A 17,324-nucleotide genomic window follows, 5' to 3' on the forward strand; every position below is an offset into this window, starting at 1 on the left:
CTTACAAGAACAGTATATAAAAGCGCTTCCATATTGTGAAGACTTTGGAGGCGTTCTGCTTGTTCATACCGGGGTTATGATTCATGTTTCACAAATGGTACACCCTGTACCTCAAATTAGACGACGAGATACCTCTTGATGACGCAATTCCCTTAGAAGCGTCTCAACTATGTACATTGCTGGAATCTGTGTGGTCAGGTCATAATAACGATGGATTCTCTCTTCCGGAACATGATATGTCAAAGCATATCGACTCATGCGCGCAATCGTACTTTCGATATCACCAGTAATACTAATGATCTCTGTATCAGGATCATTGGTGAAGTCGTTCAACAATTCAACCAACTCAGTTGTTTTACCAGATACTGAGAAGACGATCAGAATATTGTTAGCTGAGTTACGTACCTGTGGTAACAACGGATAGAACGGGTCCTTGACCGCAAAACTATTGAACCCCAATGACGACGCCTGCCTAGAAGCATATTCCGCAATTGCTCCAGAGGCACCAATCCCTAGAAATATCACATTATCTGCATCCAGCATCAGATTAACTGACATCTTAATAACCTTATCAATATCAGCAGGGAATGCATCCCGGTCAATAATTTGAATGCCCTCACCTTGAGAATCAGTTAATTCATTATTCTCACTTCGAAATGATACCTTGAACTCTGGGAAACTATCATATCCTATTTTCCTAATAAACCTCATAACAGATGAATTAGAAACGTGTGCACCTTGTGCAACTTCCCGAACTCTCATAAATGGCACCTGCTCAGAATGCTCGACAATGAAACGATAGATTGCCAAGTCAACTTCTGATAATTTATCTAAATCTTTAAATCCAAAAAAAGCCATATCCAATTCACCTCTACTTTTTACAATACTATTTTAGCAGTTATTGGATAGGGCTTTCATTACATTTAGATCAATGCTAAGTTAAAATTTTGGTTTTAATTAAAAGTATATACTTTTATATAATTAAGCGTTTACATTACTGCAAAAATAAGCGATAATAGAAGTATCAATAATAAAGGGTGATATTATGCAATTATTATTCTCAATACTTATCAACGCTATAGGTCTAGTGGTACTTGTTGTTCCACTATGGCTACTAGGCAGTAAAAACACATCGATCTCAATGCGTCCAGATGGCAAAGATGGATTCTACACTTATGCCTGGTTCTACGAAAATACTAAATCCAAGATTCTTGATGGTGAAGCTTATAAAAAGGGTGCCGAAATCGGCACACCACAAGGTCAAAAATATCTCATTAAAGATGTCGAGAAGTCTCGGTACCTTTTAGGTATGCAGACTCGCTATGATTTTGAAATTGAGAATTTGGGTTAGGTTTCGTGTTCTATTTCTGATTTTATTTAAGATAATATATAGGAAGACAATTTCTACAGAATAAAGAAAATGTCTTCCTATTTTGTTTGGAATCAGTTAAATTCGGTTAAAACAAAAATTCCTCAGTATATTCTACTGGGGAATTTTTGTGTGGTTAAAGTTTTACGTAAACGAGTTGCACAAAGCAACTTCCTGCGCCTGCTACGGATAAGAAACGCGTTTACGAGAGACAATATCTTCTGCTTACTACGGTCACCAATCGCACCAACTTCGTTGGCACAATCTTAACCTAGGTAATACTCGGATATTCCCGTCTCTCGACACGCTCTAAGCGCGTTGGCGCAAATTAAAGTTCTTCCACTTTTTAACCTGACGGCTATAATTTGTGAAGGGTGAAATCGCATTAATGCGAATCCATTTAGCTACAGGCCACATAGCCTTAGTCGTGGCCCATTGTCTTTCGCCGGGTTTGAATAGTTCATCATGTGACATGTGTTCGATCCAATCAACTAATTCTTCAACTACTCTGCCTAGTTCTTCTTTCTCATTGTCCAAGCCTTGTGAACCATATTTGACATTGAAATCATCGTACAACTGTCTAATCTGATCCCACTTGTAGCCTGGGGTTGGTGTCGTGATATCTTGGCCGCCCTCTTCGGTCTTTTCCCATGACAAGATCATATTGATCCAACCAACTTGATACGAAAGCATCTCACGCGGTGTCTTTTCGACTTGCTCGATTCTCTCATCTGCAACGTCATCCGTAATACCTTCATATTGATCAATGAATTGGTGATAACTCTTTCTAATTTGGTCTATTAATTCTGCTGAATTCTTATATACCTGCATACATTCGCTACCTTTCATTGATTTTAAAGATTCCACACGGGACCTCTCCAATATCTATTATAGACGCTTTCTTGTCACAACTGTTGTAAAAGGCTTAATAATTAATTTTATTCTAATAATTAAAATAATTTTGTGCTTATTATTCTTCAAAAATCGCAAAAAAAAGAAGTTGCCTTTAACTTCAAAACAACTTCAAGTCTTTTAAAATAATCTCGATTCTAGCAGGGTCATCCTCATCATGGAAAACAGTATTCTCAAATCCAAGCTCATCCTTTTCTTGCCACCAACTACGCATGGTAGCTTCATCAAAATGACGTTTTTTAGTAAGATTACGACGATATGTTTCATCGAAAGAAACATCAATATAATACGTCAACATTTTTTCATCCATAATATGCTTCCAAGATTTCAACAAATCTTGATAGACAGATTTTTTCAAAATGCCTTCTACTATAATGTAGTCAACATTTTCAAATCCCCAATGAACCATTGAGTTCATCAATGAAATAGAATAAGTATCCTTTGAGGTAGTCTTACTTATCATTTGCATCCGCACATTGTCTTGATTGATGTACAAAACATTCTCGGGAAGTTCATCTTTCAAATGTTCTGCCGTTGTTGTTTTACCTGAACCGGAATTTCCCCGTAACAAGATTAGATTTTTCATTATTTTTTGTCGTCACCAAAAATTTCTTTCTTTAATCTTAAAGCTGTTGGTGAAACAGCAAGTCCACCTTCAGCTGTCTCTTTGAACATTGATGGTAATTGTTGACCAACACGGTGCATTGTTTCAACAACTTCATCTACAGGAATAACATTCTTAACTCCAGCCAATGCCATATCAGCTGAAATCATCGCCTGTGATGACCCCATTGCGTTACGCTTAACACAAGGAATCTCAACCAACCCGGCTACTGGATCACAGATCAATCCCATTAAGTTCTGTAAAGTCATAGCAATGGCATATCCAGCTTGTTCAGCAGTGCCGCCTTTGGCAATAACCAATGATGCAGCAGCCATGGCGCTAGCTGAACCAACTTCAGCCTGACAACCACCCTCGGCACCAGCAATTGACGAATTGTTAGCAATTGCTAATCCAAAAGCACCAGCAGTAAACAAGAAGTCGATTTGATCATCACGTGACATCCCTAATCTATCACGAACTGCCATCAAAACTCCAGCAAGAACTCCGGCACTACCAGCAGTTGGAGTTGCACAGATCAAACCCATTTTGGCATTAACTTCATTTACAGCCACAGCATTTCTGGCCGCTTCAAGGATCGGTTGTCCACTTAAGAAGTCACCTTTGGCAATGTATTCATCCATTCGTTTGGCATCCCCACCGGTCAAGCCAGTAACCGACTTAACACCAGCAATACCTTGCTTAACAGACCCTTCCATAGCTTCCAAATTACGAGCCATCAAAGATCTGATTTTTTCACGTGTACGACCTGTATTCTCCATTTCGGTAACGATCATGAGTTCCGCAACTGAAGAATAGTCTTGGCTTTGTTTAATTAAATCACTTACTGTATAAAACATAATTTGTCCTCCAAACGAGTTACCGCTTTGTTCCACTCTCTATTTAATTAAAGAACTACGTATTTTTTAAGGAGAAGTTTTGCCGCATCCGGTTATAAAATATTTCATCTGCCGTGTGGAACAGTCCGAGCCTAAGGAGCGGTCTCGAACTTCGACTTGAAGCTTTGCTACGCAAATCTCCAAGTTCGTCCAGTGGCGTAAGAACGGAAAAACCACCGTTCCAACGCCACGCTCACGGCTGATAAAATATTTTGTAACCTCCTGCTGGAATTCTATTACTTTTCTAATAAAATTTATCAAATTTAAAATTAATAGAATCACCCATACTAGCCGGAGTCTGAAAGTAATAAGGCAGCTGTGATAATGTTGTTGGATGGTGATTTACCATCCTTACAACATAGGACGTCTTTTGAAATCTGCGATTTATGCAGAGTTCAAAAGCGAGACTTCAGACCGCTTTTCGGCTGAAGTCGGTCCCACAGCAGACTTGTTACTTTCAGACGCAGGCGGCAAAAACTCAAACCTCAATCAAAGAAAGTAACATTAACCATATTATCCAATGATTGCAACTCTTCCATAATTTCTTTTTTATCCTTTGTATCATCAACTTCGATAATCATGATGGCTTGCTCACCCTTAGATTCACGTGTTACGGTCATCGTACCGATGTTGATATCACGTTTTGTGAAGATGTCAGTTACCTTGGTGATCATCCCTGCAACATCTTGATGGACTGTTATATAGGTAGGAACACCCATGCTTAGTGAAATTTTGAGACCATTGATTTCAGAAATTTGAATATTACCACCACCAATGGAGATACCAGTAACTGATAACTTGTGCTTACCCTTGATCATAGTGATCTTAGTAGTATTCGGATGGTCGACTTTGTCGCTCTTAGGAACAAAGGCAACCTTGATCCCATCTTCATAAGCTATTTTTAATGAATCAGCCAATCTGGAATCATCCGGAGCCATGCCTAATAGTCCACCAACAATAGCTACATCAGTTCCATGACCACGATATGTCTTAGCAAAGGATTCATATAAGTTAATCGTAATTTTGTCTGGTTTTTCACCAAAGATATCATGTACAACTTTACCAATTCTGGCTGCGCCGGCAGTATGAGAACTGCTGGGACCAACCATGACTGGTCCAATTATGTCAAATACACTGTTAAAACGTAAATCTCCCATAATAAGTACTCCTTTTTAAACAAGTTGAATGTTATTCATTGAAATAGTACATTATTTTGTTACATAAATCATTTAATTTTAAAAATCATCATATTAATTTATAACCACGTAAACTTTAATGCTAAAATAAATATATTAATATTTTGAAAGCCATGAAAAAATGCAAAACTTTATAAACAATTACCTAACTATTACCGATCTTGTCGTGCTATTGATTACGGTTGGATTAATAACGGTCATCACTCTTGTATCGTATTCAATTGAGAAGAAGGTCAGTGCCGCGTCTCCGTTCTTCATCCGTTTAGGTGTGCACATTCTCGAAAGTGCCATTCTTATCGTCAGTATCTTAGTTCTTCGTGAAGTATTTACCACCGTTAACAACGGCAAATTTATGCAAGACGCATGGTTATATGCTAATGCTCAAATCGCCGTCTCCTTCTATGGTTTCTTAATACTTAACAATCGTCTGGTCGAATTAGTAACTTTGGCCTTACCGTTTCTATACAATCCATCATTGAATGTCACCAGATTGGACAGCCCTCTTTGGCCGCTATTCATCGGAATATACTTCGTATTACTTACCACAGTTGATTACGCATACAGTCACAAAGACGATATGCTCATATCAAGCTATAAGTATACAATTGCCCAAACGGTTTACGGAATGTCATGGTGGATACTTCTTTGGATCGACTATCATTTCAATCCGCTTCAGATACTTATTTCGATGATATTCTTCGAGGTCTTTATGGCAATATTCCGTTTAACCGAGGTCAGATTACGTGCTTCATTTGCGGACTACAAAGACCTAGAAATCAAGGCGAATTACGATGCCCTAACTGGTGTTAGAAACAGATCCAATCTCAACACTAGATCCAAAGAACTATTCGAAGAATTCAAACAAAGTGATGAATTAGGAACTATCGCTATGTTTGATATCGACCACTTCAAAAAATTCAATGATACTTATGGCCATGAAACCGGTGATGAGGTTCTTCGACACGTAGCGCATCTAGTCGAGCGTGAACTACTTAGTCGTCAAGGCGAGCCCACCGGCGAATTGTTCAGATATGGTGGCGAAGAATTCATCATCATCTTTAAGAACGTAGACACTGCAGAGTCAGCCAGAATCGTTTACGACATTCGTAAGACACTTGCCGACATTCCTCTATTCATCAATGGAACCAAGCTTGATGTAACGATGTGTTTCGGAATAACTGCCGTAACCAAGTCAGACGAAACTACTAAGGCTATCCTTGAACGTGTTGACCAATATCTCTATCAATCTAAGAATAATGGTAGAAACTGTGTCACTATTGAAGGCGAAACATACAGTTATGATAATCTCAAGCCCGCAGTAGCTGAGTAATTTTTAGAATAATAGCAATAATAAAGGACCGGTATTTACTAAATTAGTAAATACCGGTCCTTATTTAATTCAGTAAATTTTGTAATTCAGGACTATAGATTTGGATCCATCTTGAATACAAGGTTTGATAGTTCACAACCTTGTGTAACTAAGTCTGCCATGAACTTCTTTGTCTCTTCGTTGTAGTGTGTAGCAATTTCGTGGTTTTGTTCTGTTAGATAATCTGTTAGAGCATCGCCTGACATTGTTACAGCTTTCTTATCAACTTCTTCGATCTTTCTTCTTGCCCATTCTGAAAGAGCTTTTTGATAGTCTGTGTCTTGCTCAATGAATTCATTGTAGTGTGACTCAACTAACATACCTAATGCTTCATACATCCAGTATGAACTCTTCATATCCATCTTATCTGTCAATTCACGATATGATGCATCTGTATCGTTGGCATTTGTAAAGAATGGTACGTGTGGACTGAAGCTAGGTACACCGAATGCGATCCATTCTACACCGGCAGCTCCGTTCTTGTCTGAGTCACGCATTTGTAGAATGTGTGAGTTGGCTGTACGTGAAAGTGAGATTGCACGATATACTCTTCTCTCATGTTCTGTACCATTGCCAAGTGGATCATATTTTGTTTCATTGTAGTGTGATTTCAAGATATATTGAATATCTTCAATTGATAATTTGTGTTCTGGTTTGCGAATAAATGGTAGTTCTGGTGATTCTGGGTCTTGTTCGATTGATGGGTTCCAGCATTTTTGTGTATACCATACACGAGGTGTGTTGTAGTGGTGATCTTTTTCAGTATCTGTTCCAAAGATGTGTCTGAAGTCCCAACGATCGTTATCTGGGTTCAAGTGGTGCTCTTCAACGAATTCTTGGATACCGTCTGCCCACATGTAGTTCTCTGGGTCATTGAAGTCGATGTCTTCGATAGCAATTTGGTTAGCAGCAACTGCATAACAGTCATCAGGGATACGTACAGCTACCCATTGGTGACCTGTAACAATTTCCATGTACCAAACTGAATCTTTATCATTGAATTGAATACCATTACCTTCAGCTGAACCATATTTCTTAATCAATTCACCAAGATAGCGAACACCATCTTTAGCTGATTTGATAAATGGCAATACTAGTGTTGTTAGTGAGTCTTCAGCGAATCCATTCTTTACGAATGGGTCGAATGCCAATACTCTTTCGTTAGCGTAAACACTTTCTGTAGCACTTTCACCAACGTTCAATTCGTTGAATCCGTCTTCTTCGTTAGGACCTTCACTGTCATCACCATTTGGTGTTGATGTGTAACGCATACCTTCTTCTGGTAGTGGTACTGTCAAATTATTGAATGGTGATACATATGTTTCCTTACGTCCTGATACAGCTGGTTGTACGAAGAACTTCTTAGGATGGATAGCTACCAAACGGTCTTCGTTTCTTGAGATATAAGTTGCTCCGTCCATTGAAGCATCTTTACCAACCATAATTGAAGTACATGCGGATAATTCTAGACGATCTGTAGTCATAATAATTCCCCTCCAAAATTTAATTAAGCAATTTTTTGTTCTGAACTAGGTACTCGTTCGATCAAATGATCGACGTTTTCGATCTGCTGTAAAAACAAGATTAATCTTGTGTAACGGAATTGGTCAGCCTCTGGGAACTTCTCGACTAATTCCCTACCAATATCATAGGCATTGCGGCGTCCATTGATCTTGCTGAATACGAAGGAGCAATATGGATCCAGTTCCAAGTAGCTTTCTTCAGGGATACGCATGTGCATTTTTCGGAAGAATTTTTGGATTGGATGGTTTTGTTCGCGGATTATGGTAATAATGCCAGCTTTTCTCTTGAATTTTACTTGTGGATTCTTCTGGAATACCAATTGTTTCAAATCTTCTTCAGTAAGTTCTTTAGAACGACGTTTAGCCATAATAATTAACCTCCTTATTCAGTTTTACTGTCTTTTTTAATACCCGTCAATGGAATAATCATTGACACTACTAAGACTACTAATAGGATCAATCCCATTTCGTTGCTTCCGGCGAATCCGGTAGGTGCTGCGTCACCAAGAACACCAGTAACGTGCAAGATAATACCGATCAAACCGATGATAGATCCACCAGCAATAAGTCCTGATGAAAGACTAACACCACTTTGTACACGTCTTTCTTTGAGTTCTTTATCCTTAGTGATTCTTTCGATCAATAGTTTGATCAAAGCTCCAACTAAGATAATTGATGTAGTTGACATTGGTAGATAGAAACCAAGGGCAACTGTCATAATTGATAGACCTAACATCCAGCATACAATAGCCATAACAACGCCAATGATGATCATGATCCATGGAAGATTTCCTGACATGATTCCTGATGTCAATGTGGCAATCAAGTTAGCTTGTGGCATACCGAATGGTGGGTTTGATCCTGTGATTCTAAGTTGTGGTTCAAGGATAACTGTAGTACCTACAACAACAATAACACCAATCATAGCGGCAATCATGAAGTATTTCATCATTTCGTTGTTGTTACCACCGATTACATAGTTAACTTTTTGTGTTTGTGCGTAAGCGCCACCAACAGAAATTGCAGTAACGATGAATACACCAAACAACAAGAGAATTTCACTGTGCTCTGTATTAGTCCATCCGAAGATTACGAATACAAGAGTCATGATAACTAATGAAGCAATTGTCATACCTGAAACAGGAGCATTAGAACATCCAATCGTACCAGCCAAACGAGCTGAAACGATAACGAACAATAGAGCTAATAATAATGAAAGGATTCCAGCAACAATAGCCATAAGGAAGTTGCCTGAAATGAAGAATCCTACTACAAAAATTGCGATAGTACCGATCAACAGTGCCCAAATACCCAAAGTATTCTTTTCACTGTCATCACTGTTCTTTGCGTTAAGCGTTTTCTTAACAGATGTAATAATAACTGGAATAAGTTTAACAGCACCGATGATACCACCACAGAGCATCATACCAGCACCAATATATTTCGAATATGATCCTGCAACTTGATCAACATTCATTTGTGAAACAGTTAAAGCTGCGTCATTCCATACATGTGCACCGCTACCGGCCATTTGTGTGAAATAAGCAATCAAAGGTGTGATGGCGAAGTTTGAAAGAACTGATCCAGCAAACATTACCAAGGCAACTTCTAGTCCAACAACGAATCCAATACCAGCAAGCATTGGGTTAACTTCTGTGGACATCTTCCAACGGTAGAATGAACTACCAACATAAGTGATAACACTGTTTACCCAACCGAATACTTGAGTTGTCAGCATTGTCAAGATACCACCAATTCCGAATCCGATACCCATGAACTTCAATGAGTCACCACCGGCTTCTGATGCAACTAAGGCTTCAGAGATAGCCATTGATTCGGGGTAAACCAATCTACCGTGTTCTTCAACAATCAGGTAGTTTTGAACTAATGATGCTGTACCAATAGCGAACAATACAGCTAAGGCACCAACTGCAACACCGGAGATGAAGTTAACCTTCCCACCGATGATAATAATTGCAGGTAAAACGTAGATCATACCACTGGCGATAGATTCACCACCACTGGACATACCTTGCAAAAGGTTCTTGCCAAGAATCCCCTTCTTCTTAGCGAATACTCCGACCATACCAGAACCAATGATCGATCCAGGAATTCCGGCTGCGACTGTAAGTCCAGCTTTCATACCAGAGTATGCTGTGGAAGCGGCGAAGATAACTGCTAGAATGGCACCCATGATCATGATGACGCCATTACCGCCTTTATTATTTTTGTCGGTTACATACGGGACGTATTTGTTGCCATCAACGCCACCGTAGGCCGATTGAGATAACCGTTTATTCAAAGTAGTTCCCTCCTTTACTAATTAGTTCTAACAATTAACCCACAAAATGATCTTTAGCATCATTAGTCAAGAAGTGATCAATGTTCTTAGAAACTCTCTCTAAGTCAACATTTCCACCTGATACCAAAGCTACGACTTTTTTATCTTCAAGCCACTTTGGATCGATCTTGCCTGCTTCTAGAGCTGCAGTTGGAAGTGCACCAGCTCCTTCAGCAACAGTCTTAGTTCTCTGAAGAAGGTCTTTCATTGCAGTTGCGATTTCTTCTTCATTAACTAGAACCATTTCATCAACTAAATTCTTAGTAATTGGGAATGTAATGCTTCCCGGTGTAGCAACTGCAGTACCATCTGCCAATGTTGGTGCAGTACTTTGAGTTGTGATTTTATCTGCTTCATATGATGCAGTCATACCATGAATATTCTCGGATTGTACACCGACAATATGGATATTAGGATTGTATGACTTGAGGGCTGTAGCAATACCAGAGATCAATCCACCACCACCAACTGGGACGATAACTGTGTCAACATCCCAAAGTTGATCTAATATCTCTAGTCCGATTGTTCCTTGTCCAGCAATAACATAATCATCATTGTATGGATCAACGATCGTATAGCCCTTTCTCTTGGCTTCTTCTTCCATGAACTTGTGAGCTTCATCGAAGTTGTCACCATGAAGAATTACTTCTGCACCATATCCAGCAGTTGCTTCTTGTTTGGCAATTGGTGATCCATGAGGCATAACGACAACTGCCTTGATGCCCAATAGATGTGATGTCAATGCGACACCTTGAGCATGATTACCAGCTGAAGCAGCGATAACCCCTTTTGATTTTTCAAGATCACTCAAATGTTGGATCTTGTTGAAAGCTCCACGGAATTTGAATGAACCTGTCAGTTGCATATTTTCTAGTTTCAGATAAACATCACCGTGTGCAACATTACGGCTTAAAAACATTGATTGAATCAGAGGAGTTGTCCGTCCAATTTTGTGGATTATGTGACTAGCTTCTTCGATATCTTTCATAGAAACAGGATCCATGAATGAATCCTTTTCCATTTCTTTTGCTTCTTCTACGGACATCATTGTGCGCACCTCCTTAGTCTATTAGTGCACCTAATTCTGAATAATCTAGATTCAATGAATCTGCTAAACCTTTATTTGTAACTTCCCCATGATATACATTGACACCTGATGCAAGTGCATCGTCTTTTTCAATAGCTTTGTCTAAGCCATTTTCAACGATCTCTTGGAGATACTTGATGTTACCAACAGCCAATGCAAGTGTTGCTGTACGTGGAACAGCACCTGGTTGGTTAGGAACAGCATAGTGAATAACGTTGAACTTAGTAAATACTGGATCTTCGATTGTTGTTGGATGATCAATTGTCTCCACTGTTCCACCTTGATCAATCGCTACATCAACTAGTACACTGCCTGGTTTCATTGATTTAACCATAGCTTCTGTAACTAGTTTCGGTGGACGTGCTCCTGGAATAAGAATTGTTGAAATAAACAAATCAGCATCTTTGATTTCTTTAGCCAAGTTTTCTGGAGTTGATGAAACACCTCTGAATTCTTGTCCTTCAAAATGCTTTCTTAACCAGTTCAATCTTTCTTCTTTCAACTCGATGATCGTTACATGGCATCCCATGTTCAAAGCAAGTGTTGCAGCATTCAAAGCAGCATTACCACCACCAAAGATGACTACATTACCAGCTCCTACTTCTGGAGTTCCTGGTAGAAGAATTCCTTCTCCACCATGTTGAGCTTCAAGATAGTAAGTTCCCATGATAACTGAACGTCTTCCGGCAATGGCACTCATTGGGCTCAATAATGCCAACTTGCCGTCTTCAACGATTGTTTCACCACCAATTGCACTGGTACCGGCCTTCATCATTGCTTGAACTGTAGCTGGAGATGAAGCTAAATGTTGAAATCCCCAAATTACTTGTCCAGGTTTGAAGTATTGATACTCTTCTTCATCAGGTTCCTTGACCTTAACAACAAGATCAGCTTCCCAACTTTGTGCATGACTCACAATCTTACCGCCAGCTTCTTCGTAGCTTTCATTACTGAAACCTGCACCGACACCGGCATTCTCTTCTACAAGAACCTCAGCACCTGATGAAATGAGTTTAGCAACATTCTCAGGAGTTACTGCAACTCTGCCTTCACCGGCCTTTTGTTCTTTAACAACACCAACACGCATTATCTTTCAGTCCTTTCTACTTCTCTCGCAATTGCAACTTTATGTTAACTTCTTCACATATGTTTAGTCAAGCACTTTTCTGAAATATATCTCAAAATACACTAACTACACACACATGTTTATGAACCTTGGACAGTTACGTTTGTAGACTTGTAAACAGTTACATTGCCTGATATAAAAGGATATACACTTGTTCAGTAACAGTGGACACTACGCCAAATATTATTTATATCATATTTCATGAAATGATTTTCTAATAATTATTAGCAATTGCTTTCAGCTGTTTACAAAAAAAGAGCCCTGCTTTCACAGAGTTCTCTCACTTTTTCACTAACTTATAATTATTTATAAATTGGGATCCATCTTAAATGTTAATCCTGATAATTCCGTTCCTTCTGTAACTAGTTTTGCCAACAATTCTTTAGCTTTATCATTAAAATACGTCACAATCTCATGATTTTGTTGCGTCAAATATTCAGTTAATTCAGTACCAAATAGTGATGCCGCATCATTTTCAACTGATTGAATCTTCTGACGCGACCATTGTGATAATTCCTTTTGATAATCCAAGTCTTCTTCAATGAATTCATTGTAATGTGACTCAACTACCATTGATAACGCCTCATAGATCCAATATGCATCTTTAAGATTCATACTATTGGAAATAGTACTGTAACTTTCATCTGTTTCGTTAGCATCTGTGAAAAATGGCACAAAAGTTGTAAAGCTAGGAATGCCATAACACTTCCATTCAACACTCAATTTGTCAGGCTTTAACTGCAAAATATGAGAATTAGCGGTCCTTGATAACGAAATAGCGCGATAACGTCTCTTATCATCATCACTACCATTTCCCAGCGGATCGAATTGGGTCTCATTATAATGAGACTTCAAAATATATTGAATATCTTCAACTGATATCTTACGTTCAGCCTTACGTAAGAATGGAAGCTCTGATGATTCAGGGTTTTGTTCGATGCTTGGATTCAAATACTTCTGTGCATACCAAACACGTGGTGTGTTGTAGTGATGGTCTGATTTAGTATTAGTACCGAAAATATGTCTGAAGTTAAACTTGCCTTCATCTGGATTCAATCCATGTTCGTCAACAAATTCTTGAATACCATCTGACCACATATAATAGTCAGGATTATCGAAGTCGATCTCTTCAATACCAATTTGATTGGCAGCAAAGGCATAACAATCATCAGGAATGCGAATAGCTACCCAGTGGTGACCAGTCGCAATTTCCATATACCAGACTTCATCTTGATCACTGAATTGAACGCCGTTACTTTCGGTCGCACCATACTTAGCAATCAATTCTCCTAATCGTTTGACACCATCCCTAGCAGAATCAATATAGGGAAGAACTAGTGTAGTAATTGAATCCTCGGCAACGCCATTCTCGATCAATGGATCATATCCAAGAACCCGCTCATTGCCATAGACACTCTCAGTTGCACTCATGGCGACGTTCTTCTCATTGATGCCGTCCTCTTCATATAATCCTTCAGTTGTATTAAGATCTGGAGAACTCGTATATCTGTACCCACTTGTTGGTAACTTCTCAGTCAAGCCATTGTAGACTGACTTGTAGGTTTCAATTCTATTAGTCACCGCTGGTTGAACAAAGAACTTCTTTGGATAGATAGCCACATAGTTATCTTCATTTCTAGCAATATAAGTACTGCCATCCATCGATGCCTTTTTACCGACCATAATAGATGAGCAAGCTGCGTGTTTTTGCATTAGTTGTCCCCTCCTAGTTAATTAATTACAGAATAGTTTATCTATGAACAAAAAGAAACCCCACGATTTTTGGTCGTGAGGTTTTGAAAAGTACAATCACTCTACTTTTTCTTAGCTGCATTATTTTCTTCTAAATGCTTGCGTAATGTAATGATAAAGAGGATTGCAACTACGAATGTGCTGATAGTAGTAAGACTCAATCCAAAATTGACTAGGTCGAATAATCCCAATAATATCAGCAATGCAATTGCGATATAACTGAACCAAATTCTTTCAAATTTCATTATATATGTCCTCTTTTCTTAATTTTTAAGCTTTAGCTGCACCAGCAGCTTCTTCAGCATGTAGTTGTTCAGCTTGTTTTGCAGCAACACGTTCAGAAATCTTCATGAATGGTAGATACAAAGCAACACCGACAGCTAGGATAACAACTTGAAGAACTACAGCACGCCAATCACCGGCTGTTGATAGATATGGTCCGATCAATGGAGGAGTAGTCCATGGTACTAAGACGACGGTTCTTGAAACTAAGCCTGCTAATGTTGCATAATAACCCATCAAAGCTCCGATAACTGGGAACAATACGAATGGAATCATCATTGGCAAGTTGAAGACGATAGGATAACCGAAGATCATAGGTTCGTTGATATTGAAAATACCAGGAGCTAATGAAAGTTTGGCAACATCTCTACTTGATTTAACTTTACTAAATAACAGAATAGCGATAATAAGAGAAATTGTTGAACCAGAACCACCAACTAGAACGTAGTTTGAAACGAATGAAGTTGTGATGATGTTAGGAATTTGTGCATGGTGTGCATAAGCTAACATGTTTTGGTTCATGTTGATAAGTACAAGTGGATCCATCAAAGAACCTGAAATAACTGTTTGGTGAATACCTAAAGTAAATAGGAAGTTGGCAACAAAGTAAATTACACAGAATCCTAAAATACTTGTATTGAATCCACGAAGTGGTTCTTGGACCCAGTTCTTGATCAAGTTGATCAAATCTGTGTTGAATAGACCTGCTAATAATGCTGCTAGTAGAGCAAAGAATGACATTAAGATCAAAGCAGGAAGTAAAACACTAAATGAAGAACTAACTGCAGGTGGAACATTCTCACCTAAATTGATTTGTAATTTCTTGATTCCAGCTAATTTAATGAAGATAGCTGTAGCTAAAAGTCCGATAATAATACCACCGAACATACCTTGTGTACCTGTGTTCAAGAAGCTCAAACCACCAGATACGTTATGTGCCTTACCTGCTGCATCTGATAATGATACAGTTCCTGGCATCATAATGAATAGTGAAGCTAGTGACATAGCTGCGGCAGCGATTGGGTTATTGAAGCCTTTGTTTTTAGCTAAAGCATAACCAATCATTGGAGCAACTAGGACACTGGCAACGTTCAAAGTACCATTTGAAATAGCGTTACCAAATACTTGAACCTTTGCTAATGTGTCACCTTTGAATATCCACATAAAGACTGTGTTGTTCAACAATGTTCCTAAACCAGCAATAATGAAGACTGGAAGGATAACAGCGAACGCATCACGCAAAGATCTTAGATAAACCCAATTACCTACGGTAACAGAAACTTGTGTGAACTTATCCAAAAAACTATTATGTTCTAGTTTTTCGGAAGTTGATTCCTTTGCCATGTTAACACCCCTCAAAAATTTTAATTAATATCACTTAAATCTGCGCCATTTGTTTCAATAACGTGTTTCAACCACCAATAACTCTTCTTTGGCACACGACGCATGTCTTTTAGATCATGGTTTGTACGGTTGACGTAAACTGTTCCATAACGTTTGTCCATATTGCCGCTAGAACTAGGTATATCGATTAATCCCCAACCGAGATAACCTATTACATCAACACCATCTTCAAAGATGGCATCTTCCATTGCTTGGATATGTTCACGATGATATGAGATACGATAATCATCTTGAATTTCTCCACCATCAAATTCTTCACGAACACCAATACCATTTTCAATGGGGAACATTGGTACTCCATATTCGTTGTAAACCTTTGTCAAAATATCGCGGAATCCTAGTGGATCAATCTGCCAGCCAAACTCTGAGGCTTTAAGATAAGGGTTCTTTTTGATACCTTCATCTAGGTAATGATTTGGAATCGTTCCTTCAGGAACCTGTGCAGCACTGATCGTGTCGCTTCTATAATAGCTAAATGCAATAAAATCAGATGTTAATTTAATGAGAACATCTTCATCTTCAGGCTGGAAGTCCATATCGATCCCATGATTCTTAACAAAAGTCATTACTTCATTTGAATAACGACCATAGACAAATGCATCTAATAGATCACGGTTCATAAATTCGTTGATCTGACGTGCATATAAAACATCTTTAGGATCTGGAGATGCGGGATATGCTTCACTATATGCAAGCATTCCACCTATCTTACAATCGGTATTGTCATGAATGTAATTTGCTACCCCCGCATGAGCTAGCATTACATGATGGCTGATTTGATACAACTCGTCGTCTGTCTTATCACCTTCCAAATAACCGGCAATGCGGAATGCTTCTCCCATATGATATAGATTCTGTTCGTTGAAAGTAATCCAATACTTAACACGACTACCGAATCTCTTGACCATTTCTTCGCCATAACGGACAAATGCATCAACCACGTGACGTGATAAAAATCCGTTATATTTTTCTGCCAAGTGTAATGGCATATCAAAGTGGTACAAGCAGATCATTGGAGTAATGTTACGAGCTAGAAGTGCATCGATCAATTTACTATAGAACTCAATGCCCTCTTCATTGAACTCGCCATCACCATCTGGATTAACACGGCTCCAAGAAATTTGGAATCGATAGAAGTTCATTCCCTGCTTTGCCATCAAATCGAAGTCTTCTTCATAGCGATGATACTCATCAATAGCATCATGCCAATCTGAGGAATTCTCTGTAGCAGGACGATCATCATAAACTGATTTACCCTTACCACCGATATTCCAAGCACCTTCCGTTTGCATGCTGGACGTTGAATTCCCCCATGCAAAATCTTTTGGTAACTGCTTTGTCATACTACACCGCCTCTTAAAAATTTTTGAATCGCTAACTTGAATACGCTTTCAGTATACACTAAGTTTCACGAATGTAAACATTTAATTTTATAAAAGTATATACATTTAAATCAACCATTA

Annotated in this window: 16 protein-coding genes; 2 read left to right on the top strand and 14 right to left on the bottom strand. The window is 38.7% G+C overall.

Annotation, left to right across the window (positions count from 1 at the left end; translation table 11 throughout):
* Positions 1-111: 111 nt before the first annotated feature.
* Entirely contained in the window at positions 112-858 is a 747-nt protein-coding gene (locus tag EKM66_RS07040; protein ID WP_125763025.1) for a MurR/RpiR family transcriptional regulator, read from the bottom strand.
* A 187-nt stretch (positions 859-1,045) separates the two neighbouring features.
* Between EKM66_RS07040 and EKM66_RS07045 the strand changes: the two genes are divergently transcribed.
* Positions 1,046-1,351 (top strand): hypothetical protein, encoded by a 306-nt coding sequence (locus EKM66_RS07045; protein ID WP_125763027.1) that lies wholly within the window; start codon positions 1,046-1,048, stop codon positions 1,349-1,351.
* 327 nt (positions 1,352-1,678) lie between these two features.
* Here EKM66_RS07045 and EKM66_RS07050 read toward each other — a convergent pair whose 3' ends face one another.
* The 4 genes from EKM66_RS07050 to sdaAB all read right to left on the bottom strand — a co-directional run bounded on the left by EKM66_RS07050 (position 1,679) and on the right by sdaAB (position 4,938).
* Positions 1,679-2,236 (bottom strand): ClbS/DfsB family four-helix bundle protein, encoded by a 558-nt coding sequence (locus EKM66_RS07050; protein ID WP_225426573.1) that lies wholly within the window; start codon positions 2,234-2,236, stop codon positions 1,679-1,681.
* A 145-nt stretch (positions 2,237-2,381) separates the two neighbouring features.
* Positions 2,382-2,867 carry an AAA family ATPase gene (locus EKM66_RS07055; RefSeq protein WP_125763029.1) on the bottom strand — a complete coding sequence of 162 codons (486 nt, stop codon included), beginning with the start codon at positions 2,865-2,867 and terminating at the stop codon, positions 2,382-2,384.
* On the bottom strand, positions 2,867-3,742 hold the full coding sequence (gene sdaAA / locus EKM66_RS07060) for an L-serine ammonia-lyase, iron-sulfur-dependent, subunit alpha (protein WP_125763031.1): 876 nt from the start codon (positions 3,740-3,742) through the stop codon (positions 2,867-2,869). Before sdaAA ends, EKM66_RS07055 begins: the two co-directional genes overlap by 1 nt.
* A gap of 524 nt (positions 3,743-4,266) precedes the next feature.
* Positions 4,267-4,938: an L-serine ammonia-lyase, iron-sulfur-dependent subunit beta gene (gene sdaAB / locus EKM66_RS07065; protein WP_125763033.1), complete on the bottom strand. Its 672-nt coding sequence runs from the start codon at positions 4,936-4,938 to the stop codon at positions 4,267-4,269.
* 160 nt (positions 4,939-5,098) lie between these two features.
* Here sdaAB and EKM66_RS07070 point away from each other — a divergent pair, with 160 nt between their 5' ends.
* On the top strand, positions 5,099-6,307 hold the full coding sequence (locus EKM66_RS07070) for a GGDEF domain-containing protein (RefSeq protein ID WP_125763035.1): 1,209 nt from the start codon (positions 5,099-5,101) through the stop codon (positions 6,305-6,307).
* Positions 6,308-6,399: 92 nt separating this feature from the next.
* Here the strand turns inward: EKM66_RS07070 and EKM66_RS07075 are convergent, their stop codons facing one another.
* The 9 genes from EKM66_RS07075 to EKM66_RS07115 all read right to left on the bottom strand — a co-directional run bounded on the left by EKM66_RS07075 (position 6,400) and on the right by EKM66_RS07115 (position 17,204).
* Positions 6,400-7,830: a C69 family dipeptidase gene (locus EKM66_RS07075; RefSeq protein WP_125763037.1), complete on the bottom strand. Its 1,431-nt coding sequence runs from the start codon at positions 7,828-7,830 to the stop codon at positions 6,400-6,402.
* Positions 7,831-7,853: 23 nt separating this feature from the next.
* Positions 7,854-8,237, bottom strand: coding sequence for a PqqD family peptide modification chaperone (locus EKM66_RS07080; RefSeq protein WP_125763039.1), 384 nt, complete (start codon positions 8,235-8,237; stop codon positions 7,854-7,856).
* Between the two features lie 14 nt (positions 8,238-8,251).
* A complete protein-coding gene (locus EKM66_RS07085) occupies positions 8,252-10,171 on the bottom strand; it encodes an OPT/YSL family transporter (RefSeq protein WP_164505079.1) in 1,920 nt (639 codons plus the stop codon).
* 34 nt (positions 10,172-10,205) lie between these two features.
* Positions 10,206-11,213 (bottom strand): bifunctional threonine ammonia-lyase/L-serine ammonia-lyase TdcB, encoded by a 1,008-nt coding sequence (tdcB, locus tag EKM66_RS07090; protein ID WP_125763150.1) that lies wholly within the window; start codon positions 11,211-11,213, stop codon positions 10,206-10,208.
* Positions 11,214-11,271: 58 nt separating this feature from the next.
* Positions 11,272-12,384, bottom strand: coding sequence for an alanine dehydrogenase (gene ald, locus EKM66_RS07095; RefSeq protein ID WP_125763041.1), 1,113 nt, complete (start codon positions 12,382-12,384; stop codon positions 11,272-11,274).
* Between the two features lie 345 nt (positions 12,385-12,729).
* Positions 12,730-14,136 carry a C69 family dipeptidase gene (locus tag EKM66_RS07100; RefSeq protein ID WP_125763043.1) on the bottom strand — a complete coding sequence of 469 codons (1,407 nt, stop codon included), beginning with the start codon at positions 14,134-14,136 and terminating at the stop codon, positions 12,730-12,732.
* Between the two features lie 101 nt (positions 14,137-14,237).
* Complete coding sequence (locus EKM66_RS07105; RefSeq protein ID WP_125763045.1) at positions 14,238-14,420, bottom strand: hypothetical protein; 183 nt, start codon at positions 14,418-14,420, stop codon at positions 14,238-14,240.
* Positions 14,421-14,445: 25 nt separating this feature from the next.
* Positions 14,446-15,801, bottom strand: a complete 1,356-nt coding sequence (locus EKM66_RS07110; protein ID WP_125763047.1) for a PTS sugar transporter subunit IIC — start codon at positions 15,799-15,801, stop codon at positions 14,446-14,448.
* A gap of 20 nt (positions 15,802-15,821) precedes the next feature.
* A complete protein-coding gene (locus EKM66_RS07115; RefSeq protein WP_125763049.1) occupies positions 15,822-17,204 on the bottom strand; it encodes a glycoside hydrolase family 1 protein in 1,383 nt (460 codons plus the stop codon).
* Between the last annotated feature and the right edge of the window lie 120 nt (positions 17,205-17,324).

The sequence above is a fragment of the Companilactobacillus hulinensis genome, assembly GCF_003946555.1.
GTDB classification, from domain to species: Bacteria; Bacillota; Bacilli; order Lactobacillales; family Lactobacillaceae; genus Companilactobacillus; species Companilactobacillus hulinensis.

What these genes read in the sequence shown, in the direction of transcription:
- EKM66_RS07040 (WP_125763025.1), bottom strand. Translation starts at nt 858, where the DNA reads ATGGCTTTTTTTGGATTTAAAGATTTAGATAAATTATCAGAAGTTGAC.
- EKM66_RS07045 (WP_125763027.1), top strand. Translation starts at nt 1,046, where the DNA reads ATGCAATTATTATTCTCAATACTTATCAACGCTATAGGTCTAGTGGTA.
- EKM66_RS07055 (WP_125763029.1), bottom strand. Translation starts at nt 2,867, where the DNA reads ATGAAAAATCTAATCTTGTTACGGGGAAATTCCGGTTCAGGTAAAACA.
- sdaAA (WP_125763031.1), bottom strand. Translation starts at nt 3,742, where the DNA reads ATGTTTTATACAGTAAGTGATTTAATTAAACAAAGCCAAGACTATTCT.
- sdaAB (WP_125763033.1), bottom strand. Translation starts at nt 4,938, where the DNA reads ATGGGAGATTTACGTTTTAACAGTGTATTTGACATAATTGGACCAGTC.
- EKM66_RS07070 (WP_125763035.1), top strand. Translation starts at nt 5,099, where the DNA reads ATGCAAAACTTTATAAACAATTACCTAACTATTACCGATCTTGTCGTG.
- EKM66_RS07075 (WP_125763037.1), bottom strand. Translation starts at nt 7,830, where the DNA reads ATGACTACAGATCGTCTAGAATTATCCGCATGTACTTCAATTATGGTT.
- EKM66_RS07080 (WP_125763039.1), bottom strand. Translation starts at nt 8,237, where the DNA reads ATGGCTAAACGTCGTTCTAAAGAACTTACTGAAGAAGATTTGAAACAA.
- tdcB (WP_125763150.1), bottom strand. Translation starts at nt 11,213, where the DNA reads ATGGATCCTGTTTCTATGAAAGATATCGAAGAAGCTAGTCACATAATC.
- ald (WP_125763041.1), bottom strand. Translation starts at nt 12,384, where the DNA reads ATGCGTGTTGGTGTTGTTAAAGAACAAAAGGCCGGTGAAGGCAGAGTT.
- EKM66_RS07100 (WP_125763043.1), bottom strand. Translation starts at nt 14,136, where the DNA reads ATGCAAAAACACGCAGCTTGCTCATCTATTATGGTCGGTAAAAAGGCA.
- EKM66_RS07105 (WP_125763045.1), bottom strand. Translation starts at nt 14,420, where the DNA reads ATGAAATTTGAAAGAATTTGGTTCAGTTATATCGCAATTGCATTGCTG.
- EKM66_RS07110 (WP_125763047.1), bottom strand. Translation starts at nt 15,801, where the DNA reads ATGGCAAAGGAATCAACTTCCGAAAAACTAGAACATAATAGTTTTTTG.
- EKM66_RS07115 (WP_125763049.1), bottom strand. Translation starts at nt 17,204, where the DNA reads ATGACAAAGCAGTTACCAAAAGATTTTGCATGGGGGAATTCAACGTCC.